This is a genomic window from Streptococcus parasanguinis (assembly GCF_016648855.1).
In the GTDB taxonomy this organism is placed as follows: Bacteria; Bacillota; Bacilli; order Lactobacillales; family Streptococcaceae; genus Streptococcus; species Streptococcus parasanguinis_L.
In genome coordinates this window covers 1-24,219 of sequence record NZ_JACLQU010000013.1, presented here as the reverse complement: position 1 = coordinate 24,219, position 24,219 = coordinate 1, and the positions used below count along the sequence as shown (strand labels likewise).

General features: G+C 44.0%; 22 protein-coding genes. 18 read left to right on the top strand and 4 right to left on the bottom strand.

Translation table 11 applies throughout. The annotated features are described in order from the left end of the window. Window positions 1–236: 236 nt before the first annotated feature. The 8 genes from rfbB (at window position 237) to H7T92_RS08165 (ending at window position 8,251) form a co-directional block, all read left to right on the top strand. Window positions 237–1,283 (top strand): dTDP-glucose 4,6-dehydratase, encoded by a 1,047-nt coding sequence (gene rfbB / locus H7T92_RS08200; RefSeq protein ID WP_201037504.1) that lies wholly within the window; start codon window positions 237–239, stop codon window positions 1,281–1,283. Between the two features lie 125 nt (window positions 1,284–1,408). Next, complete coding sequence (locus tag H7T92_RS08195; protein ID WP_201037503.1) at window positions 1,409–2,488, top strand: hypothetical protein; 1,080 nt, start codon at window positions 1,409–1,411, stop codon at window positions 2,486–2,488. A gap of 112 nt (window positions 2,489–2,600) precedes the next feature. Then, window positions 2,601–3,692: a DUF1720 domain-containing protein gene (locus tag H7T92_RS08190; protein WP_049498022.1), complete on the top strand. Its 1,092-nt coding sequence runs from the start codon at window positions 2,601–2,603 to the stop codon at window positions 3,690–3,692. 141 nt (window positions 3,693–3,833) lie between these two features. Next, window positions 3,834–4,472 carry a uridine kinase gene (gene udk, locus H7T92_RS08185; RefSeq protein ID WP_003002524.1) on the top strand — a complete coding sequence of 213 codons (639 nt, stop codon included), beginning with the start codon at window positions 3,834–3,836 and terminating at the stop codon, window positions 4,470–4,472. 193 nt (window positions 4,473–4,665) lie between these two features. Next, a complete protein-coding gene (locus H7T92_RS08180; protein WP_049472456.1) occupies window positions 4,666–5,346 on the top strand; it encodes a YoaK family protein in 681 nt (226 codons plus the stop codon). Between the two features lie 495 nt (window positions 5,347–5,841). Beyond that, on the top strand, window positions 5,842–6,339 hold the full coding sequence (locus H7T92_RS08175; protein ID WP_311626416.1) for a GAF domain-containing protein: 498 nt from the start codon (window positions 5,842–5,844) through the stop codon (window positions 6,337–6,339). Then, window positions 6,339–8,015, top strand: a complete 1,677-nt coding sequence (dnaX, locus tag H7T92_RS08170) for a DNA polymerase III subunit gamma/tau (RefSeq protein WP_201037501.1) — start codon at window positions 6,339–6,341, stop codon at window positions 8,013–8,015. The genes H7T92_RS08175 and dnaX overlap by 1 nt, the downstream gene beginning before the upstream one ends. Before the next feature lie 38 nt (window positions 8,016–8,053). Next, window positions 8,054–8,251 carry a DUF3272 family protein gene (locus H7T92_RS08165; RefSeq protein ID WP_003002577.1) on the top strand — a complete coding sequence of 66 codons (198 nt, stop codon included), beginning with the start codon at window positions 8,054–8,056 and terminating at the stop codon, window positions 8,249–8,251. 42 nt (window positions 8,252–8,293) lie between these two features. On the opposite strand, the gene H7T92_RS08160 is transcribed toward H7T92_RS08165, so the two are convergent. Both H7T92_RS08160 and H7T92_RS08155 read right to left on the bottom strand, forming a co-directional pair. Next, complete coding sequence (locus H7T92_RS08160) at window positions 8,294–9,838, bottom strand: helix-turn-helix domain-containing protein (protein WP_260314293.1); 1,545 nt, start codon at window positions 9,836–9,838, stop codon at window positions 8,294–8,296. Continuing rightward, window positions 9,819–11,486: a sensor histidine kinase gene (locus H7T92_RS08155; RefSeq protein ID WP_201037499.1), complete on the bottom strand. Its 1,668-nt coding sequence runs from the start codon at window positions 11,484–11,486 to the stop codon at window positions 9,819–9,821. The genes H7T92_RS08160 and H7T92_RS08155 overlap by 20 nt, the downstream gene beginning before the upstream one ends. 195 nt (window positions 11,487–11,681) lie before the next feature. On the opposite strand from H7T92_RS08155, the gene H7T92_RS08150 reads away from it, so the two are divergent. The 9 genes from H7T92_RS08150 (at window position 11,682) to H7T92_RS08110 (ending at window position 21,504) form a co-directional block, all read left to right on the top strand. After that, entirely contained in the window at window positions 11,682–12,599 is a 918-nt protein-coding gene (locus H7T92_RS08150; protein ID WP_195529361.1) for an ABC transporter permease, read from the top strand. Between the two features lie 15 nt (window positions 12,600–12,614). Further along, window positions 12,615–13,511 carry a carbohydrate ABC transporter permease gene (locus H7T92_RS08145; RefSeq protein ID WP_023918477.1) on the top strand — a complete coding sequence of 299 codons (897 nt, stop codon included), beginning with the start codon at window positions 12,615–12,617 and terminating at the stop codon, window positions 13,509–13,511. Between the two features lie 9 nt (window positions 13,512–13,520). Beyond that, a complete protein-coding gene (locus H7T92_RS08140; protein WP_031575601.1) occupies window positions 13,521–15,083 on the top strand; it encodes a type 2 periplasmic-binding domain-containing protein in 1,563 nt (520 codons plus the stop codon). A gap of 105 nt (window positions 15,084–15,188) precedes the next feature. Continuing rightward, the gene (locus H7T92_RS08135; protein ID WP_201037498.1) at window positions 15,189–15,827 is read left to right on the top strand and encodes a YesL family protein; all 639 of its coding nucleotides are present in this window, start codon (window positions 15,189–15,191) and stop codon (window positions 15,825–15,827) included. A 329-nt stretch (window positions 15,828–16,156) separates the two neighbouring features. Next, the gene (locus H7T92_RS08130; RefSeq protein WP_049491955.1) at window positions 16,157–17,419 is read left to right on the top strand and encodes an ABC transporter permease; all 1,263 of its coding nucleotides are present in this window, start codon (window positions 16,157–16,159) and stop codon (window positions 17,417–17,419) included. 9 nt (window positions 17,420–17,428) lie between these two features. After that, window positions 17,429–18,067 (top strand): ABC transporter ATP-binding protein, encoded by a 639-nt coding sequence (locus H7T92_RS08125; protein WP_201037522.1) that lies wholly within the window; start codon window positions 17,429–17,431, stop codon window positions 18,065–18,067. A gap of 12 nt (window positions 18,068–18,079) precedes the next feature. After that, entirely contained in the window at window positions 18,080–19,456 is a 1,377-nt protein-coding gene (locus H7T92_RS08120) for an ABC transporter permease (protein ID WP_024055723.1), read from the top strand. A 72-nt stretch (window positions 19,457–19,528) separates the two neighbouring features. Then, entirely contained in the window at window positions 19,529–20,182 is a 654-nt protein-coding gene (locus tag H7T92_RS08115; protein WP_195187747.1) for a response regulator transcription factor, read from the top strand. Continuing rightward, the gene (locus H7T92_RS08110; protein ID WP_201037497.1) at window positions 20,179–21,504 is read left to right on the top strand and encodes a sensor histidine kinase; all 1,326 of its coding nucleotides are present in this window, start codon (window positions 20,179–20,181) and stop codon (window positions 21,502–21,504) included. Before H7T92_RS08115 ends, H7T92_RS08110 begins: the two co-directional genes overlap by 4 nt. A gap of 184 nt (window positions 21,505–21,688) precedes the next feature. Here the strand turns inward: H7T92_RS08110 and H7T92_RS08105 are convergent, their stop codons facing one another. Next, a complete protein-coding gene (locus H7T92_RS08105; RefSeq protein ID WP_070675743.1) occupies window positions 21,689–22,378 on the bottom strand; it encodes an ABC transporter ATP-binding protein in 690 nt (229 codons plus the stop codon). Window position 22,379: 1 nt separating this feature from the next. Continuing rightward, window positions 22,380–23,483: an ABC transporter permease gene (locus tag H7T92_RS08100; RefSeq protein ID WP_201037496.1), complete on the bottom strand. Its 1,104-nt coding sequence runs from the start codon at window positions 23,481–23,483 to the stop codon at window positions 22,380–22,382. A gap of 98 nt (window positions 23,484–23,581) precedes the next feature. Here H7T92_RS08100 and H7T92_RS08095 point away from each other — a divergent pair, with 98 nt between their 5' ends. Further along, on the top strand, window positions 23,582–23,758 hold the full coding sequence (locus H7T92_RS08095) for a hypothetical protein (RefSeq protein ID WP_201037495.1): 177 nt from the start codon (window positions 23,582–23,584) through the stop codon (window positions 23,756–23,758). Window positions 23,759–24,219: the final 461 nt, after the last annotated feature.

The following is a 24,219-nucleotide window of genomic DNA, read 5'->3' as shown; positions in this document are numbered from 1 at the left end:
GGGCTACGGATTGTGTCAAAAAGATAAGTTTTCCTAGAATCGAAAAATTCTGCGTCAAACTTCCTATTTTGACTTTATCCGCAAACGCCCTTTGTATCTTAATTTAGTCATGGAACTTCCTGGATTGCTGAAATCATCCACTGGATAATTTCACCTAACTTCCGTACTCACCTAAGGAAAGCTAAAAAAAGATTGATTTAAGGAACAATCAAAACTAAAAATTATTTGGAGAAAAAATGTCAGAATATAAACATATCATCGTAACTGGTGGAGCTGGTTTCATCGGTTCAAACTTCGTACACTATGTCTACAACAACCATCCAGACGTACATGTGACTGTCCTTGACAAACTCACTTACGCTGGTAACCGTGCCAACATTGAAGAAATCCTTGGAGATCGTGTCGAGTTGGTTGTGGGGGACATCGCTGATGCTGAATTGGTTGATAAATTGGCTGCTAAGGCAGATGCGATCGTTCACTATGCAGCTGAAAGCCACAATGACAATTCCTTGAACGACCCGTCACCATTTATCCACACCAACTTCATCGGTACCTACACACTTTTGGAAGCGGCTCGCAAGTACGATATTCGTTTCCACCACGTGTCAACAGACGAAGTCTATGGGGACCTTCCATTGCGTGAAGATCTTCCTGGACATGGGGAAGGTCCTGGTGAAAAATTCACTGCTGAAACCAAATACAACCCATCATCCCCTTATTCATCAACCAAGGCTGCTTCAGACTTGATCGTGAAGGCTTGGGTTCGTTCCTTCGGTGTTAAGGCAACCATTTCAAACTGTTCAAACAACTATGGACCATACCAACACATCGAGAAGTTCATCCCACGTCAAATCACCAATATCTTGTCTGGTATCAAACCAAAACTTTATGGTGAAGGGAAGAACGTCCGTGACTGGATCCACACTAACGACCACTCAACGGGTGTATGGGCTATTCTCACTAAAGGCCGTATCGGTGAAACTTACTTGATCGGTGCTGATGGTGAAAAGAATAACAAGGAAGTGCTTGAACTCATCCTTGAAAAAATGGGTCAACCAAAAGATTCTTACGACCGTGTCACAGACCGTGCTGGTCACGATTTGCGTTACGCCATTGATTCAACAAAATTGCGTGAAGAATTGGGTTGGGAACCACAATTCACAAACTTCGAAGCAGGTTTGGAAGACACTATCAAGTGGTATACAGACCACCAAGACTGGTGGAAGGCTGAAAAAGAAGCTGTAGAAGCCAACTACGCGAAAACACAAAAAGTTTTGAAATAAGGAAGAAAGTCCAAGTGGAAAACTACTTGGACTTTTTTCTTTTATTTTCTGAAAATGAGTGAGAGATCTTCCATGTATGGTATAATAGGATCAGTTTGAAAACAATTATCGATTAGGAGGAATAGATGAATCAAAAAGATTGGGTTGACTATTTTGAAGCACTCCATAACCGGAAGCCGAGTCTGCAAGAGTTTCAAGATGCACGAGCGAATGGTGAGTTTGTAGTGGAACGAAAAGAGAACGATCCTGAAGCACAAGTTCCATCAGCGGTATTCTCACCAGAGAAGAGTGAGCAGGTTCAAATGCAGTCGCAAGTAGAGTCGAGGCATGCGGCACCAGCTATCAAACGCTTTGATGTGAAATGGAATAAGCAGACAAAATGGGTTTTATCAGGTGTAGGAATACTAGCCTTTATTGTACTGGCTTACTTCTTTTTCTTCCAACCGACTCCAAGTTTGGAAGGAATTTGGGTTGGGCCTTCTGATTCAACAGCAGTAGTTTATGAATTAAATCAAGAAGAGCTACGATCTAATGGTAAGTATAAGATTGAAAAAGTTTATAAGGGGAAGGAAGCGAGTCAAGAGTTTCAGAAAGCTTTAAACCAGTTAAACTACTCCAAGCTGAAAACCTTAGCTGATGTTGATAGAAAATTTGACCTCCACACGAGGGAAGTTGTCATCATCAAAGACGAACATGGGCTTGTTTATAATCTACTCCAAAGCAATGGGACCAATGTAATTTTAGCTAATGACTTGATGGATTTGGTGACCTATAGTGATCATTCAGAGAGCTTTAAGAAAAATGCTATTTTTCACAAGACAGAAATTCCTAAAGTGTTAGTTGGGAAATGGAAAATTGAGCGTTCTTATGACGATGAAACCAATTACCTTGAATTAAATGATCGTGGAATTCTTACTTATAGTGAATTTGATAGCAGCGAAGGTACGGCTTTTTATACCCTAGAAGAACTCCAAAAGATGCCTTCAACTAAGTTTGACCAAGAAAAGACAGCTGACAAAGTGAAAGAGGTATATGAAGATCTTCAAGATGCGGTGGATTCTCAAGATTATCAGTTAAATAGTATGAAAGACGTGTACAAGCAACTAGGATCTGATTTTTATTATATCCCTGTAAATGGAGGAAAGACAGTTCTTGTTTTCACAGAAGACTATCATTTAGTTGAAAAATTGGAAAAAGTGAAATAAATCAGAAGGGCCGAAAGGTCCTTTTCATTTATTTTCTGAAAATCACAAAATAAACCATGGATTTGTGGTATAATATGGTTAGTTTTTATAATGAATCAATAAGGGGGATATGATGAATCAAAAAGATTGGGTTGAATACTTTGAAGCGGTTAATGGTCGCAAGCCAAGTATGCAAGAATTTCAAGAAGCGCGTGAAAAAGGGGAGTTTGTCGTAGAGCGAAAAGAAGCACCAGCTCCATCAACTGAAGCGCAGGCTCCTTCTCAGGAAGCACCTGTTGCACCTAGTGCGCCTCTTTCACAAGAGCAGACGGGTTTTGTCCAACCACAACCATCTGCGAAAACCTTGCAACCTGTGCCAAGACCGAAAAAATTGACATTTTCTTTCAATAAACAAACAAAGATTGGGGTCGCAGTTGCGGGACTTGTCGCAGTGATTGCTCTTGCTTGGTTCTTTTTCTTTTCAGGTGGACCAAGTCTAGATGGGGTTTGGTTGAGAAATACGGATTCTAGTCCGGTTACTTATGAACTAAGTGGAAAGAAACAAAAAGTCAATGGTGGTGAGACCATCAAAAAGGTTCTCAAGGGGAATGAAGCGAAAAAAGAATTTAATACAGCACTTTCTTTGTTAAATGCAACAGACTTGCATTCACTTGCGGATGTCGATAAGAAATTTAACCTGAAGACGACAGAAATTGTTGTTATTAAGTCTGGTGGGAACACACGCTATAACTTGCTCCAAAAAGACGGAAGCAATATTATTTTAAGAAATGATTTATTCGACTTGAAAACTTATAAGTCATACAAAGGAAACTTTGAAGATAATTTGGTCTATCACAAGGTTGAAACACCAAAGGCCATGGTTGGAAAATGGAAGAATGTGACAGAAGGAGATAATACAACTGTTCAGATTTCAGATCATGGAATTATAAGTGATAAGTATTACGATAACAAGGCTTACGCATTCTATTCTCTAGCTGATCAAGAAAAGTATGATGGAGACACGACTTCTAAAGAAGAGATTGAACACACATTTGACGTAATTCAAGAAGCGGTGAAATCAGAAGGCTATCAAGTGAAGAGCGCTAAGGAAGTCTATATACAAGCTAATTCAAATTATTGTTTCGTACCTGTCAATGGTGGAAAAAATATACTCGTCTTACGTGGTGGTAATGAATTTGCCGCTAAATTAGAAAAAGTGAAGTAATGAAAGGACCGCAAGGTCCTTTTTGTTTCCAAACTTCTTACTGAAAAACTATTCATGTCTAGGCAAAAATATGGTAAAATGGATAAGATGTGTCTGAGATGTCTATTTCTTCTCAGACGACTACAGGTAATGGAGTAGAAAATGCAAAATAGACCTATTATTATTGGTGTTACTGGTGGTTCTGGTGGTGGAAAGACCAGTGTGTCTCGTGCCATTTTGGCTAATTTCCCGAATGAAAAGATTGCCATGATTGAGCATGATTCTTATTACAAGGACCAAAGTCATTTGACCTTTGAGGAGCGGATCAAGACCAACTATGACCATCCTTTTGCCTTTGATACGGACTTGATGATTGCGCAGATCAATGAACTCTTGGAGGGTCGTCCGGTGGATATCCCAACTTATGACTATGCTGAACATACGCGCAGCAGCAAGACCTATCGTCAGGAACCACAAGATGTCTTCATCGTGGAAGGAATCTTAGTCCTTGAAGACAAGCGCCTTCGGGACTTGATGGATATCAAGATTTTCGTTGATACCGATGATGATGTGCGGATCATTCGCCGTATCAAGCGGGACATGGAAGAGCGTGGACGGAGTCTCGATAGCGTCATTGAGCAATACCTTGGTGTGGTAAAACCGATGTACCACCAGTTCATCGAGCCAACCAAGCGCTATGCGGACGTGATCATTCCTGAGGGCGTAACCAATACGGTTGCGATTGACTTGATCACAACCAAGATTGAAAAAATCCTCAACGAAGCGCGTGAGGGAAAATAGAAAAAGAGAGAAGAAGGGCAACTGGTCACCAAGTGTCTACGGATATGAGGAGTGACGGAATGTCTCAGTAGTTGATGAGACTCTTCATTCGCTAAAAGACTCGAAAGAGTTCTCCATCAATGTTGCGGGGGAGGTACGAAAAACGTTATGTAACGTTCTGTACCACTCCCTCTTTTTCCTAAGGAGAATGGAAATGAAAAGGGAGTTTCATTCGCGGACCAAGGCGTTCGCTTGTTTATTGACCATGTGTGCTGGTTTTTCAGATGCTTATACCTTTATTTGTCGGGGTGGGACCTTGGCGGCAGGCCAGACGGGAAATGTGGTCTTTCTATCGGTTGGTTTGATCGGCCAGCAGATCTCAGATGTAGAAGTGAAGTTAGCCACGATGCTGGCCTTTATGCTGGGGATCTTTTTAATGACGGTCTTGCGTCGCTTGATTGATAATTCAGTCTGGCGCTTGAGTACCCTAGTGCCCTATATCCTCACAACTTTGGTGACAGGATTTTTACCAGCATCGGTAAAAAATGTCTTCATCGTGCCTTTTTTTGGCCTGAGTTTAGGAATCGTAGCGACCTCATTTGGAGAAGTAGGTAGCTATGCCTACAACCACTCTTTTATGACCGGAAATCTCAAGAAAACCATGGTGGCTTATGGAAATTTTGTCAGAGAAAAGGAGATGAAATTCCTCTGGGAAGCCATCTTTATGACCTGCTTGATCGGGAGTTTCGTCTGTGGGGCCATCTTTTCGACCTACTTGATCCAGTTTTATGGTTTAAAAACTATCTGGCTAGTGGCCATCATCTTGACCATCTTTTTAATCTACCGGGCCATTCAATATTTTGAAGTCTTTCGCTTCAATCGGCGACATGAATAGATAAAGGTATCATAAAAAACTTTCCTTAGGTGAGTGCGGACGTCAGCGAACTTCTTTTAAGAAGTTCCATGACTAATTATTGAGCCTAAGGTCTCAATAATTCCGTGTGCCTGAAGCAGTTAAGCTTCAGGCACTTTTCTCACAGCGGAAAGTTTAGTATATTCTTTATCAATTTAAATTAATGAGACCTCGATTTTATCTCTTTGCAGAATCGCTTAAGTTATTTTACTAAAAATTAGTTTATCTATATTCCAGAGGCTGGGACAAAAGTCCTAGCCTCTCAATTGTTTTTGGATTGTCGAGCAAGACGCAGTGGTCGCAGTGGTTGAGTGGGCTCTACGACGCTGATTTCATCAGCTTTTACAGCCCTACTCAACTGTGCGGAGGTGGGACGACGAAATCGAATTCTAACGAATTACCGATTTCTGTCCCACTCTCTTTTCTTTCGCTGTTTGAAGCTTAATTTTTGGGCAAAGATTTGGTATAATGGAAGGTATGAAACATTCGGAAAAAGAATCACAATACCAGCTCTTGCTGGCTCAGTTAGACGCTCTCTTAACAGGAGAAACCAATGCCTTGGCTAATCTGTCCAATGCCAGTGCTCTTTTAAATCAAGCCCTGCCTCGTTCGGTCTTTGCAGGTTTTTATTTGTATGACCAAACGGAATTGATCTTGGGACCTTTTCAGGGAGGTGTTTCTTGTGTCCATATCGCTCTTGGAAAGGGTGTCTGTGGAGAAGCAGCTCAAAAGCAGGAAACCATGATTGTCGATGATGTGCGCCAGCATGCCAACTATATTTCCTGTGATAGTCGGGCTATGAGTGAGATTGTGGTGCCTATGGTCATGGACGGTCAGCTCCTTGGGGTTTTAGACCTGGATTCGGAGTGTGTCTCTGACTACGATCAGCTGGATCAAGAGTATTTGGAAAAGTTTGTCACCATCTTGATCGAAAAGACAAACTGGGACTTTAAGATGTTTGGAGTTAAGAACTAATGTATCAAGCTTTATATCGGAAATACCGTAGCCAGACCTTTGGCCAATTGGTCGGCCAGCAAGTGGTGGCACGGACATTGAGACAGGCTGTCGAGCAGGAGAAGATCAGCCATGCCTATCTCTTTTCGGGTCCTCGTGGTACTGGGAAAACCAGTGTGGCCAAGATCTTTGCTAAGGCTATGAACTGTCCTAATCAAGTCAATGGGGAGCCTTGTAACGACTGCTATATCTGTGAATCCATTACCAATGGGAGCCTAGAAGATGTCATTGAGATCGACGCGGCGTCCAACAATGGGGTCGATGAAATTCGGGATATTCGCGACAAATCCACTTATGCTCCGAGTCTAGTCAAGCACAAGGTCTACATTATCGATGAGGTCCATATGCTTTCAACAGGGGCCTTTAATGCCTTGTTGAAGACGCTGGAAGAGCCGACGGAAAATGTGGTCTTTATCCTTGCAACAACGGAGTTGCACAAGATTCCAGCTACTATTCTGTCACGGGTGCAACGCTTTGAATTCAAATCTATCAAATTGCCAGATATTGTCCAGCATTTGGAAAATATCCTAGCTACTGAAGGCATTGCCTATGAAGCAGATGCTGTTCAGATCATCGCCCGACGCGCTGAAGGTGGGATGCGGGATGCCTTGTCCATTTTGGACCAAGCCCTGAGTCTAACTGCAGGTAGTGAGTTGACGACAGCAATCGCTGAAGAGATTACGGGCTCAATCAGCCTAGCTGCGCTCGATCAGTACGTAGCTGCCATCCTGGCTCATGATGCGACAGCGGCGCTGGATCAGCTGGCGATTATCTTTGATAACGGGAAGAATATGGCCCGTTTCGTTACGGACTTACTTCAATACCTGAGAGATCTCTTGATTGTCCAGACAGGTGGCGAAAACACTCACGCTAGTGACTTGTTTGCGGCGAATCTGGAAGCTGATCAAGCCCGTCTTTTTGCCCTGATTGACCAGGCGACGACCAGTCTTGCGGACATCAAAAATAGTTTGCAACCGCGTATCTATACTGAAATGATGACCATTAAATTGGCTGAAAGCACAGGCCAAGTTTCTAACTCAGCTGCTGTGGAAGTTCCTTCCAATGTGCTAGCCCAGCTGGAAGAGTTGAAGAAAGAAGTCGCTCAGCTCAAGCAACAATTGATCCAGGCCGGTGCTAGCCTTCCTGCTTCAAAACCGACAGTAGCTCGTCCAACCAAGTCGAACAAGGGCTACCGTGCAGATCGAAACAAGGTCAACGCCATTTTACAAGAGGCGGTTGAAAACCCAGAGTTGGCACGGACCAACTTGATCCGTCTTCAGAACGCTTGGGGGGAAATTATCGAGAGCTTGGCAGGTGCGGATAAGGCCCTCTTAATCGGATCCCAGCCGGTTGCTGCCAATGAAAATCACGCTATTTTAGCCTTTGAGTCTGCCTTTAATGCTGAACAGACCATGAAGCGGGACAACCTCAATACCATGTTTGGCAATATTCTCAGCAATGCTGCCGGCTTCTCGCCAGAGATTTTAGCGGTTTCGATGGAAGAATGGACTCAAATTCGGGCAGAGTTTTCGGCTAAGGCGCGTGGTCAAAAAGCGGAAGTGGTGGAAGAAGAGGAAAGTGTCATCCCTGAGGAATTTCACTTTTTATCCGATAAAATCACCCTGCAAGACGATTAATACATGAATTTTTTACTGAATCATGGTAAAATAATTTTATGAATAGAAAACAATTTGCAGTGATAGCAGTCTTTACTGCTATGGAGACATACTTTTTCAATGAAGCGACCATGGCGGGTCAAATGCTCTTTGCATGCTTTTGGGCCCTCTTGATCTTGCGCAATCTCCAGACGGCCTATATGGTGGAGAAGATTGCTAGTGCCATTGAAAAAGAAATCAGAAAGAAAAGAAAATAAAACCTTTGAAAAGGAATCCTTTTTCAAAGGTTTTTTCTTGTTTTAAAAGGCTTCTTGGCATTGTTTGCGGTAATCTCCTGGGGAGAGGCCGACCTTTTGTTTAAAAGCCTTTGTAAAGTAGGAGTAGTTGTCATAGCCCACCTGGAGGGCGACTTGGTAAATGGGGGTATCGCTTTGCGATAGCATCTCTTTTGCGGCGGCCATCCGTTTATCGGTGATGTATTTCACCAAGGTTTCGCCGGTGTCGCGCTTAAACACCCGTGCTAGATGATCTGGACTAAGAAAAACCATTTCGGCCAGCTTAGTGCGACTGATATCCTCCTTGTAATGGTGGTCGATGTAGTCGGTGATCCGCTGGATGAGATTGGATTGGTGTTCTAGATCGATCACATAATGGCGAGCAGAGCTCCAGTAATCTCCAATATAGGCCTCAAAAGCTTCGATGGCATGAAACCGCCGTTCGAAGAGAAATTGATGGTGTTTGTTTTGAAATAACTTGTGGGCGAGAATGCCGTTCTTGTCCAGATAAATCCCAATTTGCTGGGTCCAGTCTAGCTGGAGTTCACTTAGAGCTGAGAGCGGAATGCGATCTTGAGTCTCTAAGCTATGGATGATTTGGAGGAGCTGTTCTGTCTCTAGTTGATTTGTAAAAGTGAGCGATGTCCGATGAGCAGGCTTTTGAGGTAGTGGAGCCAAAGAAGCATAGGAGTGGATACTGTTCCAATGGAAGACTTGTTCTTCACTGTATTGGCAGAGTTGCAGAGCCTGCATCAATAGCGTCTCAAGGGAAATAGCATCTGAATAGAGAAGGATAGAGGATCGGTCTAAGTCTTGCTGAATCTTCTGCTGGATAGCCTTTAGGAAGTCTGCACACTCTGTAGTCTGATTCTTTTTGAAGAGGCAGAGGTAGCGATCGGTCTGGCTTTCGATTTTACTGAGGGCGCAGTAGTGGACAGGGAAATCCAGGGAGAGCTCCTTGATACAATGGCGGAGCTGCAAGCGCCAAGAAGGGACGCTGGGGTGAAAGTCTTCTTCAATTAAGTGGAGAGTGATGAGGACTAAGAGGTAGTCTTCATGAGGTTTGGGGCTATAGCCCCGTTTTGCCACTTCTTGAAGGAGCTGTTCTGCTTGAGATGGACGCGGTTTTCGCAAGTAGTCATGCCAAAATTCAGCTTCTTTTTGTCCTTGCTGGGCTAATTGGGCCGCACTCTTGTGGCGCTTGATCTTATTGAGGGCTTTTTGAATGATAAATTCTAAGCGGTCGGGGTCAATCGGTTTGAGGTAGTATTCAAAACTTTGGAGTTCAATGGCTTTTTGGGCATAATTGAAATCAGCATAATTGGTGAGGAAGATCGTTTGAATGTCATATTTTTCTGACCGGACCCAGGCTAGGAGATCTAGCCCACTGCCTTGTGGCATCTCGATATCACTGATCATGAGGGCGATTGGGTGACTTTGAATGATGGCTTGGGCTTGGCTCAGACTGGAGGCAGTATATACCTGCTCAATGCCCAAGGCTTCCCAATGGATGGTTTCCTGTAGGGCTTTAATGATAAAACGATCATCGTCAACGAGTAGGATATTCATGTGTGTCTCCTTTGTAGGGTTCATAAGGAAGGCTCAGTTGGATGCGGGCCCCTCCTTGGGATCCATTTGAAAATTGAAGCGTGTAGTGATCTGGATAGAGGAGATCTAGTCGTTCCCGTGCATTGGTCAAACCAATGTGGTGGCCATCTTCTGTGACTAAGGATTTTTTCTCTGCTAGATCTTGTAAGATAGCGGAGCTAAAACCAGGACCATTATCCTGAAGGCAAATAGCAAGGTGTTGGTTTGCTTCTTCATGAATGGAAAGCTGGATGTGGAAGGAATCTTGGAAAGAAAAGCCGTGTTTGATGGCATTTTCCACAAAGGTTTGTAACAGCAGAGGGGGAATAGCAGCATCTTTCAGACCAGGATCCCAGTCCAGGTCAAAGTGGATGCTGTCGCCATAGCGGATTTTCTGGATCTCTAGGTAATTTCGGATATGTTGGATTTCATCTGCTAAGCGATTGAAATCTTGGTTGGCTTGAAAGAGGTGACGCAAGTAGTTGGAAGTCACCTTGGTCAACTCCTCGATTTCCTTATAGTCCTTGGTTTGGAGCATGCTGTGAATCATGGAGAGCATGTTGAGGTAAAAGTGGGGTCGGACTTGATTTTTGAGGTAATTGAGTTCGACTTTTTTGAGATTGAGTTGCGCGTGGTAGGCTCGAATTTGGAGGTCTTTCATATGGATCAGAACCTGATTGAGCTTGTGATTGGCCTGATCGATCTCTAAGATCCCTTGGTCTTCGATTACATCTAGCTTGGTAGAAGCAGCATCTAGCTGAGAAAGACGCTGGGTGAGTCGTTTCATTGGCTGGATCATCCGTTGACGAATATAAAGGATCAGAATGGTGGAGAGAACAGCGATGATCAAAGGAACCAAGGAGAGGAGAGTTTCAAGTACGATATTTGTACGGAAAACGTCCCCGTAATCAACTGTCACATAAAGATCAAAAGGCAGGTGGGTTTGATTGCTATCGGCTTGAATAACGGAATCTGTAGCATGGATCTGATTGGGGCGTTCGATGGATAAGCGCCCTTTTTTTCCAATATTGAGCTTTTGCAAGGGTCTTAAAATATCCTGGGTAGAAATGATGGCATAGATAGCCTTGCCCTTGTAATGAAGGGATTTCAAGAGATAATCATGCTGGTTCAGGCTGATTCGTTGCCATTTTTGACGGGTCTTGTCTGTTTCTTTGTCATAGGTTTTAAGATGATCTTTCAATTGTACATAGTCCAGGTAGGGCAGTTGAAGACTGGAAGCGTTGAAAAAATGTGGGATATCTTTTGTCTCTATGAAAAAGGTAATGGGGCTATCCATCTGGTACTGAAACTCCGTGAAATCAATCCGCAGTTTTTTTAGATTTTCATGAAAATCTGTGAAATCAAGCGGAGTATTGAGCTCTGTCAAATAGTCATTGTGACTAATGGTACTGTACATAAAACGCTCAACGGAGTGAAGCTCTGTATTTAAGGAATCCGCATAGATATGAATCGAGTCCTCTAAATGGAGCATATTTTGGTGTTTAATAAAATTTCGGCTAATCCCACCAATCAAAAGGTTGATCAAGGTATTGACAACTAAGAGGAGAAAGAGTAGGCGCGAAAAAAATTGAATCGAGTGATCTCGTGTACTTCTGTGAATAGCTTTCATAATGAGCACCTCACATATATTATAGCACTATTTGAAAACGGATTCATGAACAAAACCGATATTAAAGTAAAAAAAATCGGGAAAGTGCATGTTTTTGTGTGGAGAAAACGGAAAAGTGAATGAAGATGCACGAAAAAGTTCTATAAAGATGGAAAGGATTCCTATAAAATAAAGGAGAAAGAAAAGGAGGGCCTTATGAAAAGCGAAGTTAATGCGAAGCAGAGCAAATTTAAGAAAAATATTCCTTTATATGTGCTGCTCCTGCCATCGATTATTTTATTGATTTTATTTGCCTATATCCCTATGGCGGGTCTAGTCATCGCTTTTAAAGATTACTCTCCCGCTACTGGGATATTTGGAAGTCCTTGGGCTGGTCTCAAGTATTTTAACCAGTTCTTCTCATCCTTCCAATTTGCGACAACCATGAAGAATACCTTGAAAATTTCTATTTACAGTATTCTGGTTGGTTTTCCCTTGCCGATTGTTCTAGCCATTATTTGCAACCAGATTCGTGTGGGCAAGTTCAAAAAAGTCTTTCAAGTAACGACTTATTTGCCTCATTTTATCTCGACCATGGTCATGTGTGGGATGATTATTCTCTTTCTCTCCCCAAGTAGTGGACTGTTAGCCAATGTCCTCAAATTGGTTGGCTTAAAGATGCCTGCCCTCTTATCTAAACCAGGTAGCTTTGCGGGTGTCTATGTCTGGAGCGATGTCTGGCAACATATCGGTTGGGATAGTATCATCTATCTAGCCGCTCTATCGGCCATTGATCCGACCTTTTATGAGGCAGCGACCATGGACGGGGCGAGTCGATTGCAAAAAATCCGTCATATTGACTTACCCTTACTGTTACCAACGGCGATGATTCTCTTGATTCTCAGAGCAGGAAGCCTACTCAGTGTTGGTTTTGAAAAGGTCTTGCTCTTGCAAAATCCACTTAATCTGGCAGGAAGTGAAATCATTTCGACCTATGTCTACAAAGTGGGGATGATTAATTTTCAATATAGTTATTCGACAGCGATCGGTCTCTTTAATACCTTGGTCAACTTGATCATCTTACTGTCGGTCAACTGGTTTGCGAAACGCTATACCAAGACGGGATTGTTCTAGGAAGGAGGAGAAATTGTGAAATTGTTTCAACATGCGAGAAAGACCAAGTCAGAAATCCTCTTTGATATTTTTATCTATGGTCTAGCGATTTGCTTGATTCTCTTGATTGTCTACCCTTTGTGGTTTGTTATCATTGCCTCCTTTAGTAATCCGTCTGATGTAGCAACTGGTAAGGTTTGGTTTATCCCGAGGGAATGGCGACTAGACGGCTATCAACGTTTGATTGAGCAGCCTTTGTTTCTAAAGAGCTATCTTAACACCATCCTCTACACGGTTGTAGGGACCATCGTTGCCCTGGTCATTAATATCCCGGCTGGTTACGCCTTGTCGCGAAAGGACCTCTTTGCTAAGAAATGGGTCAGTGTCTTCTTTATCGTTCCCATGTTCGTCTCTGGGGGCTTGATTCCCATTTATTTGACAGTGAAACAATTGGGCTTGGTCGACACCTTCTGGGTAATGGTCGTACCGTTTGCAGTATCTCCTTACAATATCGTTGTAGCTCGGACTTTCTTTAACAATAGTATTCCAGAAGGGATGTGGGAAGCCGCCCAGATCGATGGGTGCGGAACCATTTATTACTTTAGAAAGATCGTGCTCCCCTTGTCCAAGGCTATTATTGCCGTTATTGGACTTTGGACAGCAGTAGGGATCTGGAATTCTTGGTTCAATGCCTTGATTTATTTGACCAATGAAAATCTTCAACCCCTGCAATTGATCCTGCGCCGTCTCTTAATTAGTAATCAAATGTTGCAATCGCAAGCAACAGGGGAGGTAGCTTCTGACCTCCGTATTAAGGCTGATATGATGAAATATGCAGCCATCGTTATCTCAACAGCACCGATTATGATGCTGTATCCATTCGTCCAAAAATACTTTAATCAAGGTGTCATGATAGGTGCCTTGAAAGAATAGGAGAAGATCATGAAAAACAGGAAATTTGCCTATCTGCTCCTTGGAGCAGCTGCTTTAGCTGGCTTGACGGCTTGTGGAGCTTCCACAAATAAATCAAGCAATGACAAGAATGATGGAAATACCTTCAAGATCACGACCGTTCGTTGGTCGGATTGGGGGGAAGACTATCACAAAGGTTTTCTAGATGATTCAGCCAAGGAATCAGGTATCAAGATCAAATGGGATACCATGGTGGCTGCAGACTGGTCTGATAAGAAATCTGTTCTTGTTGCCAGTGGAGATTTACCAGACGCTTTCTTGGGATCCAATGCCTTCACGGATTCTGAAATCGCTCAGAACCAAAACATGTTCATTCCATTGGAAGACTTGATCAAGGATAATATGCCAAACTTGAACAAGGCCTTTGAAAAAGAACCGAAATTAAAAGCCATGGTGACCAACCCAGATGGTCATATTTACAGCCTGCCTAAGAAATTGCCAATGCGGCCAATCGTCGGCAACCAACTCTTTATTAATAAGAAATGGTTGGACAACCTTGGCTTGAAGATGCCGGAAACCTATGATGAATTGGTGACTGTTTTACAAGCATTTAAGGATAAGGATGCTAATGGCAATGGCGATGTCAATGATGAAATTCCATTTGGCTCTGGTAACTTTGATCCGACCTTCTCTTATATTTTGCCATTCAACAACCGTCTGGGTGGAGATAATACCTATGAAATGTCCGTCAAAGATGGCAAGCCGGTCTATCTACGAACAGAAGAAAGTTATAAACAAGGGATAGCGGCGATGCATGAAGCCTACAAGAAAGGCTTGATCGACCCTGAACTCTTTACAGAAGATACCTCCATGTCTGTTGCCAAACGGATGGATAAGGGTGTGGCGCGTGTCGGTGTGTCAAGTGGTTGGACAGCAGATGCAACCTTTGGCCAACATGCCAGCGAATATGCTCCTCTCCCAGCATTGAAAGGCCCGGATGGCAAACAATATGTCATTTCTGACCCAGATCATTTGAACTATGGACGCAATGAAATACTGATCACGAATAAGTGCAAGGACCCTGCAAAATTGCTCAAATGGTTGGATAAATTCTACACGGACGATGCCAGCATCCAAAACTTCTATGGATCCTTTGGCATTGCAACTGAAAAAGATGGTGACAAGTACAAGGTCTTGGCTCCAAAAGATGGTAAATCTGCCGATGAATGGGCTTGGATTAATTCCCTTCGTGACTTTGGACCAAAATATGTGTCAGATGATATCAATAGTCATGTCGACATCGACCAAACGCAAGGTGATGGCCTCAAATTGAAGATGGACAAAGAATTGAAACAATACGCTTTGCCAGCATATCCAAATGTCATCTACTCTCAAGAAGAATTGAACAAATTGTCCTCTATTTATGTCGATATCAACTCCTATGTTACCCAACAAGCTTCTAAATGGGTAGTCGAAGGGGGCGTCGAAAAGGATTGGGACGATTACAAAGCAACATTGAAGAAGATGGGCATTGATGACTTTATGAAGATTCAACAGGATGCCTATGATCGTTACCAAAAAGAAGTGAAGTAACAGGAGTCTAAATGGATTCAAGTAAGTAACTCAGGGGCCTAAAGCCCCTGAGTGCTTCCTTGGAGGAAGTGGAAGAAAATAGAGATGAAGAACAAGGAGAAGAAGATGCAAAAATTATTTTCATTGGATGGACGCTTGGTCAAGACCTTGACCCGGTTGACAGACATCATTATCTTGAACACCTTGTTTATCGTTTGCTGCCTTCCAATTCTCACGATCGGTGCATCGCTTACGGCTTTAGCAACCATGTGGCACCGCTTGTTGAAAGGGGAAGATACGGATATCGTTTTTCATTTTTTCCGTCTCTTTCGCGCTAATTTCAAGCAAGCGACGGTGATTTGGCTGACTTGTCTAGGACTATCTGCCCTTCTTTATCTGGATTACTGTCTTTTTTCAAATACGGACTTCTTAAGTGAGTATGGGATTTGGATCTTGCTTCCCTTTATCGTCCTTCTATGTGGAGGGATGACCTTGATCTTCCCTTATATCGGCCTCTTTGAAGATCCTACAAGAAAGGTCTGTCTAAATAGTTTCCTCATTGCTCTTTTAAATCCAATTCAAACCATCTTTCTTATTTTCTTCAATCTGGCAGTAGTTTATATCAGTCTCAGTAGTCCTGAACGGTTACTGACAGCTATTTATCTCTTTACCTTTGGTGGTTTTGCTCTTTGGAGCTTCTTGAATGTTCGACTGACCGATCAGATCTTTTCAAGGATCCAAGAAGGAGAAATCTTTGAAAAATAAGGTCAAGCAAGTGGGGCGCATATTTTCCTAATATTATTTAAATCGAATAGAGGCTGGGACAAAAGTCCTAGCCTCTCAATTGTTTTTGGTTTGTCGAGCAAGACGCAGTGGTTGAGTGGGCTCTACTACGCTGATTTCATCAGCTTTTACAGCCCTACTCAACTGTGCGTAGGTGGGACGACGAAATCGAATTCTAACGAATTACCGATTTCTGTCCCACTCTCTTTCTATTTCATAAACATTTCACATTTCTTTTCTATAATAACTATAACAAATGATGAAAGCGTCCACATGGCATTGCCGTGGACCTTGAAATGGAGGGTGAGTTCATGATCTTACAACAGGCAATCGCCTATATTTCTCGAAAAAGAACGAGGAATCTGGTTCTCTTTCTGATTCTCCTCTTGATCCTTTCTTGCTTGTATTTCTGTTTTTCACTGATGCAAGTGGGAGGAAGGTTAGAGGAACATATCAAGCAATCGGCTGGGACCAGTTTTGCTCTGACCAGTAAGCAGGGGGCTACTCCCTTTGCGCTGAAGGAGGCTGAAAAGGTGCGACAGCTAGCTGGAGTTGGATCTATGGTTCCTCAATATGAAAGTCCCGTTCGTATTCTTGGGAAAGAAGCGGTGACGGGACAGCAGTCGGTAGAACGGGATGATCTGGGGCAGGAAGCCAAGCAAGCGCTAGGTGCTGTCTTTACCCAGAAGACAGACCAGCACCTGGATTTCCGGAGTAGCAGTTTCCAACTGGTGCAAGGCAAGCACTTATCCGACAAGGCTCGCGGCCAGATCTTAATTCACCAAGAGTTGGCTAAGAAGAATAAGCTAAAGGTCGGAGATTCCTTGACCTTATCCAGCTTTCAGATGGGAGAGACTCCTGCCAAAGAGCAAACCTTTAAAATCGTTGGGATCTTTTCGGGTAAGAAACAGGAAAAATTCACAGGGATGACCTCAGACCTGAGTGAAAACCAAGTCTACCTCCCTTATGAGGATGCGACTAAGCTCCTTGGTCTCAGTCAGCAAGAAGTGACGCAGGTCACCTTTGGCGTCAAAGATCCTGAGAAAATCGATGCCCTCTTGAAGCAAGTTAAAAGCTTGGATCTGGATTGGCAATCGCTACGCGTGGTCGAAGATCGCAAGGCCTTTGACCAGATGAAGGAATCCTCTCAGACCCTAGAAGGCCTGGTGCGGATCATGATGATCGTCCTCCTGGTGACGGGAGCCGGTGCTCTATCGCTCTTACTCAGTCTCTGGACACGGGAGCGGATCCATGAAATCGGCGTCCTCTTATCCATTGGGAAGAGTAAGGGCCGGATCTTTAGACAGTTCCTCTTGGAGGTGGTGCTGGTATCCTTACTAGCGGTGATCCCAGCATTTCTCATCGGGCGGATGGTCAGCCATCGTTTCTTAGAGCAGTTTGTCGGACAGACCGGTCAACAGCAGACCCTAGACTTGCTCAACCAAGTCCCTCAAGGCCTTTCCTTAGGAATCGCCTATGCTAGCCTCTTGTGCTTGATCCTTTTGTCGCTCGGTGTAACTACCAGCATGATCTGGCGCAAGAGCCCAAAAGAAATATTAACAAAAATGAGTTAAGGAGAAATGATACTTATGTTAGAACTCAAACATGTATCCTATAGTTACCAAAGCTACCAAGAAGAGATCTTCTCAGACGTGAACTATCAGTTCGCAAATGGGACATTTTACAGCATTATCGGTCAGTCTGGAGCAGGGAAATCGACCCTCCTCTCCCTCTTGGCTGGTCTGGACAATCCCAAGAAGGGGCAGGTTCTCTTTGATGGGGAGGACATCCAGACCAAAGGGTCTAGCTACCACCGCAAGCACCATGTCTCCCTGGTCTTTCAGAATTACAATCTGATTGATTATTTGACGCCACTTGAAAATGTCCGCCTGGTCAACAAACAAGCTGGGAAAGACATTCTCTTGGAATTGGGATTGGACGAAACGCAAATCAAACGCAATGTCCTGCAATTATCTGGAGGGCAGCAACAGCGGGTAGCCATTGCGCGTGCGCTCGTTTCAGAAGCACCTGTCATCTTGGCGGATGAGCCGACTGGAAACCTTGACGAACAGACAGCTGGTGACATCATTGCCATTTTGAAGAAGTTGGCCAAGGAACGCCAAAAATGTGTCATCGTCGTCACCCACAGTAAGGAAGTGGCAGAGGCCTCCGATGTGGTCTTGGAATTGAGTCGCCGTAGCCTCGTTGAGAAGAGCAAGTAAGGAGGGAATGCTATGTTGCGCAATGCTTTTGCTTATATCACACGGAAATGGCCCAAGTCTCTCCTGCTCTTTGCCATCATTCTCCTCATGGGGACCTTGAGCTTGATCGGACTCTCCATGAAGGGGGCAACCCAAAAAGCTTCATCGGAAAGCCTGGGATCCATCACCAATAGCTTTTCCATGCAGATCAACCGACGGACCAATCCGGGAACCCCTCGTGGAGCTGGGAATCTCAGAGGAGAAGATATCGAAAAAATTAGCCAGGTAGAGGGGATCACCTCCTCGATCAGGCGGATCAATGCCATCGCAGATATCCTAGACCATGAGATCATTGAGACCGAAGAGACCTTGCAAAACCAATCTCCAGAGCGGGCCAAATACTTCAAGAATACCTTGATGGTGACGGGGGTCAATGACTCTTCAAAAGAAGATAAATTTGTCTCTGGAGCCTACAAGCTGGTCCAAGGGGAGCACCTGACCGATAAGGATAAAAACCAAATCCTCATGCATGAAGATTTGGCGAAAAAGAATGGTCTTAAGGTGGGCGATAAGGTGCGTCTCAAGTCCAATCTCTACGATGCTGACAATGAAAAAGGGGCTAATGAAACTGTCGAAGTGACCATTAAGGGTCTGTTCTCAGGGAAGAACCAAGCTCCTCTAACTTACGCCCAAGAATTGTATGAAGATACCCTCATCTCTGACCTGGATACAGCTGCCAAACTCTACGGCAATACTGTTCAAACAGCTACCTATGAGGATGCGACCTTCTTTGCCAAAGGGGATCAGGACCTCGATCAATTGATCGAAAAAATCAAAGCACTTGACATTGACTGGAACCTCTATGACTTGGTTAAGAGCTCTTCCAACTACCCGGCCTTGCAAAAATCGATCAGCAGCATGTTCCAAGTAGCGGACTACTTGTTTATCGGTAGCCTCGTCTTTGCTAGCTTGCTTCTCACCCTTCTCCTCGTCTTGTGGCTCAATGCCCGTCGCAGAGAAGTGGGTATCTTGTTAGCTCTGGGACTCTCCAAGGTGCAGATTGCAGGGCAATTCGTGGCAGAATTGGTCATGATTTCCATCCCAGCCTTCCTCCTCTCCTATGGAGTTGCAGGACTTCTTGCCAAAACAGTCGGAGATACGGTACTCAAGAACGTAACCAGTGGCATTGCCAAACAAATGGCTCAAGAATCCTCTGCAGCCAACCTTGGTGGTGGAGCTGAGGCAGAAAGCTTCAGTAAGACCCTGACAGACCTCCATATGGACATCCAACCGAGCCAATTGTTGGTGATTGTGTTGGTCGGTGGCCTCCTCTTGATTCTCGTATCCATCCTTTCTTCTCAATGGCTCTTGCATAAGAAACCAAAAGATCTCTTGGTGGATGTCGAATAAGAGATTGTTTCCTAAAATAGAAATAGGGTATAATAGGAGGTAGAAGAAGTTTCTTAGATAAAAGGAAAGTGTATGAAGATACTAATCGTAGAAGATGAAGTCCTGATTCGCGAAGGGATGAGCGACTATCTCATGGAATGTGGCTATGAGGTCTTTGAAGCAGGTGATGGGCAGGAGGCCCTGGACCTCTTTCACATAGAAGCGCCGGATCTAGTCTTGCTGGACATCCAACTTCCCATCCTCAATGGCTTGGAAGTCCTCAAGGCCATCCGCAAGACCAGCTCAGTCCCTGTCCTGATGCTAACGGCCTTCCATGATGAGGACTATAAGTTGACGGCCTTTGGAGAGTTGGCAGATGGCTATCTGGAAAAACCCTTCTCCTTGTCCCTCTTGAAGGTCCGTATCGAAGCTATTTTTAAAAAGCTCCAGCCTTCCCGGGTCTTCACCTATGGAGAGGCACGAGTGGATTTTGAGAGCTACACAGCCAGCCTAGCAGGCCAAGCCATTTCCATGAATGCCAAGGAGTTGGAAATATTGGAATACTTGCTCCAGCATGAAGGCAAGGCCCGGACCCGCTCTCAGATCCTCGATGCCGTCTGGAAGGAGACGGAGGAGATTCCTTTTGACCGGGTGATTGATGTCTATATCAAGGAACTACGAAAAAAACTAGAGCTGGACTGTATCGTTACGGTACGCAATGTCGGCTATAAATTGGAGAGACCATGACCAAACGGAGTATCTTTGCAAAGATCTTTCTGATCACCTTTGCCCTTTTTAGTGGCTTAGTCATCCTTCTACATGCTTCGGTTTACTTTATTTTCCCCTCTACCTATATCGAGTCTCAACGCCAGACGATTTTGAAGAAATCACAGGCCTTGGCTAAGAGTTTTCAAGGCCAGAAAGAAGGAACTATTGAGTCGGTCATCGACCTTTATTCCAAGACCAATGATATCAAGGTCTCGATCAAGGGCAAGGAAAAACAAAATGCCCTAGAGGTCAAGGATGACTTGCTCCTGAACCCGGATAGCCAGAACAATTCCCTGGTCATTGAGGAGCGAAAGATCCAGACTAAAGAGGGGAAGGACTTGACCTTGCAATTCTTAGCAACTGTCGATTCCCAAAAGGAAGCGCGGGACATCAGTCTGGGCTTTCTTCCCTATAGTCTCCTCGCTTCCTTTGTTCTGTCACTGATTGCCTCCTATCTCTATGCCCGCCTGATTTCTGCTCCGATCCTGGAGATCAAGCAGATGACCAAGCGGATGAAGCGACTGGATCGGACGGCCAGTCTTCCCATTCATTCGCAGGATGAGATCGGCGTCCTCAAGCAACAGATCAACGACCTCTATCACCATCTCCTAGAAGTGATCGACAATCTAGAGCAGCAGAAACAGGAAAATCTGAAGTTGGAGCAGATGAAGGTCGAATTCCTACGGGGGGCCTCGCATGAGCTCAAGACGCCGCTAGCCAGCTTGAAGATTATCCTAGAAAATATGCGGGATAAGATTGGCCGCTACAAGGATCGGGACCGCTACCTGTCGGTCTCCCTCGATATCGTCGATGAGATGAACCAGATCGTCCTAGAAATCCTGTCCCTGTCCTCTGTCCAAGAATTGGCCGGTAACAAGGAGTGGATCCAGCTGGATCAGGTCGTAGAGCAGATCCTCGACCAGTACAAGGTCTTGGCTCAATCCCGCGCGCTCACGATTGACAATCAGATCCCTGACAAAGCCGTCTATATGGACCCAGCGATTCTGAAATTGGTTCTCTCAAATGTCATCAGTAATGCCGTTAAGCATTCGGATGCGGGTGGAGAGATCCAGCTCCGTCTCGAAGAGGAAGGGACGCACTTGGCGATTGAAAATGCCAGCCAGGAAATGGTAGAGACCGCCGAGCTGCCAATGACCGCTAGCCGTCAGAAGAAGGAAGGAGGTCTGGGACTCTTCGTGGTCCAACACTTGCTAGACCATGAAGAACTGGCCTACCAATTTGATAAAACAGCTATGGGCTTGCGCTTCCGTATGGAGCTGCCCAAGGAGCCACAAGAATAAAAAGAGGCTGGGACAAAAGTCCTAGCCTCTCAATTATTTTTGGATTGTTTAGCAAGACGCAGTGGTTGAGTGGGCTCTACTACGCTGATTTCATCAGCTTTTACAGCCCTACTCAACTGTGCGGAGGTGGGACGACGAAATCGAATTCTAACGAATTACCGATTTCTGTCCCACTCTCTTGTATTTAATCAACCTTTTCTACCTTATGCAATTGGCCGTGTTTTAATTCATAAATGGTATCCACATAGGTCAGGATGGAGCGGTCATGGGTGACCATGATGGCGCTCTTGTTTTTGGATTTGACTTCTTTTTGGATCAATTGGGCGATTTCTTGCCCTCGATCTGGGTCTAGGCTAGCCGTTGGTTCATCGGCCAAAATGACCTGTGGATTTCCGATGAAGGCGCGAGCGATGGCTGCCCGTTGTTTTTGCCCACCGGACATCTGATTAGGATATTGGTGGTAACAAGCTTCGATGCCAAGATCTGCCAACAAGGCTTTGACTTCCTCTTGGCGTTTTTTCTTGTCCTTTTCCCCTTTTAATTTGGCCACCAGTTCTAACTGATCACCGATTTTCATATAGGAGAGGAGCTGGTGGTCTTGGAAGATAAAGCCGAGTAATTCCAGCCGTTTTTGCGTCCATTGGCCTTGGTTGAGACCAGTCAAGTCTTGGCCTGCGATGCGAATCCGCCCCTCATCCGCTGATAAAAGCAAGCCAGCGATGGCCAAAAGCGTGGATTTACCAGATCCTGAAGGGCCCAAGATGGCGACGAATTCGTTGGGTTCGACGCTTAAATTCAGCTGGTTGAGGACATGGTGCATCTGGCTACCATCGGCGTAGGATTTTCTGATATTTTCTAATTCGATAATGGCCATCTTATTCTCCATTTCCACCAATGACTTCGATTGGATCTACTTTTTTGATTTTGACAAGGGACAAGGCACCACACAAAATAGAGGTCAGGATAAAGCTAACCGAGATGGTGAGATTGTCCTTCAGGGTCATAAAGGAAGGGACGCTATTGGGTAAAAATGGCGCCATTATGGTTGCCAAGCCAAGTCCCAGCAGCACTCCGATGAGGGAGATAATGGTGAGCTGGGATAGTTGGACATAGGTAATCTGGCTCATGGACATGCCAATGGCCTTCAAGACGCCGAACTGTTTCAACTTCTGCAAGGTAAGGATATAGAAGAAAACCCCAAGGATAGCAGAAGAAGCGAGTAAGAGCACCCACGTGATCATCCGTAGCGTCAGATTTTGAGCCTTGTAGCCAGGGATTTTATCGATCACCTGCTTCTTATCCGCCACCATCAAGTTGCTGGCTAGATCACTAGAAGGGATGCTTTTCTTGGTCACAAGGGTTTGGGCTTGCCATTGATAGCTTGGATCTGTTTTTTGTCGCATGCCTGTGTAGGTATCCGAGCTGATAAAACCAATCTCGCTATAGCCGTATTTGGCATTTTTCGCGAAGGCCACGACCTTGAGTTTTTGCTTAGAGGTTTTATCGATCACGTGATCGCCGACTTGGATCCCTTCATCCTCTTTGAAAGAACTGTCCAAAATGATCTCGTTTTTCTTTAAGTCGGAGATCTTGAGGTCTGTATCTTCTATGATTGGGTTGAGGATTTTTTTTTCATTGTGATCGGTCGCGAAGTAGGTGATATCCAGAGTGTTGGAATCCTCTGTTTTTGAGACGGTTGCCCGCTGGATCGACAAGCCAGAATAGTCCATCCCTTTTATCTTTTGGACCTCATCTAAATCTTTCGCTGTAATGGTTGAAAAGGGGATAATCCCTTCTGAATCCGTCGAAAGGATGTAGTGCAGGGCCCCATAGTTATCGATTTGGGCCGATACCGAACGGCCCAGTCCATTTGTCAGCCCGGATAAGAACACCACCATAAACATGAGGATGATAATGAGGAGTTCAATCAGGATAAACTTCTTGGGTTGGTATTTAATTTCATTCCATGCGATTTTCATATTCGTTCTCCTTTTAGCACGGAGGTGCTCAAGTGGCTTGGCACCTAAACATACTCTACCATCATACCACAAGTGGGGGGATAATAGGGGGATGGTGTTTGGTAGAGTATGAAGGAATCGGATTTGTTTACTGTGTTCAATTTGATTCTCAATTATTAATTGTTAATGAATACAAAAATAAATCTGCTATAGACAAGAAAAAAAGTCTTGATTTCAAGGCTTTTCCTGTTGATTTAGATGCCCCTGCATGGATTTGGAAAGAACTTTCATATTGAGAGTAAAAATGTTGAAATTTAATTGAATTTCGGAAGGCGCTTTTAGGTATTTTCAATATCATGATTAAAAAGTAGGGCAAAAAACATACTGAATTGAACTGTTTAGTAGCTTAAATATATCACGCTGTTATCTAAAAAGTTAATTTTATAGAGTTTACTAAGATAGTTGCTGAGCTTTTATTTATCACTCCAACTATATTATTATACCATAAAAATAATTAGAAAAACAGACTTGTATTATTTTGAAATTTGTATATGATTAAGGTGTAAGAACTATAAAATAGCCTGTTAGAAAGAGGAGGAAAAGAATGAATCAGGCTATATAAAATTGGTGATTGGTATTTAATGTTGTAAAACAAGAAAGGGTAGGGTAAAAAATGCAAATACATAAAAAAATTTTTATAGTGGCGTTGGTTTTATCTATTTGTATCTCACTATATTTTCTTATCAATCCGTCTAAT

Bases quoted from the DNA above. Each gene is read 5' to 3' on its own strand.
- rfbB (WP_201037504.1), top strand. From the start codon at position 237: ATGTCAGAATATAAACATATCATCGTAACTGGTGGAGCTGGTTTCATC.
- H7T92_RS08195 (WP_201037503.1), top strand. From the start codon at position 1,409: ATGAATCAAAAAGATTGGGTTGACTATTTTGAAGCACTCCATAACCGG.
- H7T92_RS08190 (WP_049498022.1), top strand. From the start codon at position 2,601: ATGAATCAAAAAGATTGGGTTGAATACTTTGAAGCGGTTAATGGTCGC.
- udk (WP_003002524.1), top strand. From the start codon at position 3,834: ATGCAAAATAGACCTATTATTATTGGTGTTACTGGTGGTTCTGGTGGT.
- H7T92_RS08180 (WP_049472456.1), top strand. From the start codon at position 4,666: ATGAAAAGGGAGTTTCATTCGCGGACCAAGGCGTTCGCTTGTTTATTG.
- H7T92_RS08175 (WP_311626416.1), top strand. From the start codon at position 5,842: ATGAAACATTCGGAAAAAGAATCACAATACCAGCTCTTGCTGGCTCAG.
- dnaX (WP_201037501.1), top strand. From the start codon at position 6,339: ATGTATCAAGCTTTATATCGGAAATACCGTAGCCAGACCTTTGGCCAA.
- H7T92_RS08165 (WP_003002577.1), top strand. From the start codon at position 8,054: ATGAATAGAAAACAATTTGCAGTGATAGCAGTCTTTACTGCTATGGAG.
- H7T92_RS08160 (WP_260314293.1), bottom strand. From the start codon at position 9,838: ATGAATATCCTACTCGTTGACGATGATCGTTTTATCATTAAAGCCCTA.
- H7T92_RS08155 (WP_201037499.1), bottom strand. From the start codon at position 11,486: ATGAAAGCTATTCACAGAAGTACACGAGATCACTCGATTCAATTTTTT.
- H7T92_RS08150 (WP_195529361.1), top strand. From the start codon at position 11,682: ATGAAAAGCGAAGTTAATGCGAAGCAGAGCAAATTTAAGAAAAATATT.
- H7T92_RS08140 (WP_031575601.1), top strand. From the start codon at position 13,521: ATGAAAAACAGGAAATTTGCCTATCTGCTCCTTGGAGCAGCTGCTTTA.
- H7T92_RS08135 (WP_201037498.1), top strand. From the start codon at position 15,189: ATGCAAAAATTATTTTCATTGGATGGACGCTTGGTCAAGACCTTGACC.
- H7T92_RS08130 (WP_049491955.1), top strand. From the start codon at position 16,157: ATGATCTTACAACAGGCAATCGCCTATATTTCTCGAAAAAGAACGAGG.
- H7T92_RS08120 (WP_024055723.1), top strand. From the start codon at position 18,080: ATGTTGCGCAATGCTTTTGCTTATATCACACGGAAATGGCCCAAGTCT.
- H7T92_RS08115 (WP_195187747.1), top strand. From the start codon at position 19,529: ATGAAGATACTAATCGTAGAAGATGAAGTCCTGATTCGCGAAGGGATG.
- H7T92_RS08110 (WP_201037497.1), top strand. From the start codon at position 20,179: ATGACCAAACGGAGTATCTTTGCAAAGATCTTTCTGATCACCTTTGCC.
- H7T92_RS08105 (WP_070675743.1), bottom strand. From the start codon at position 22,378: ATGGCCATTATCGAATTAGAAAATATCAGAAAATCCTACGCCGATGGT.
- H7T92_RS08100 (WP_201037496.1), bottom strand. From the start codon at position 23,483: ATGAAAATCGCATGGAATGAAATTAAATACCAACCCAAGAAGTTTATC.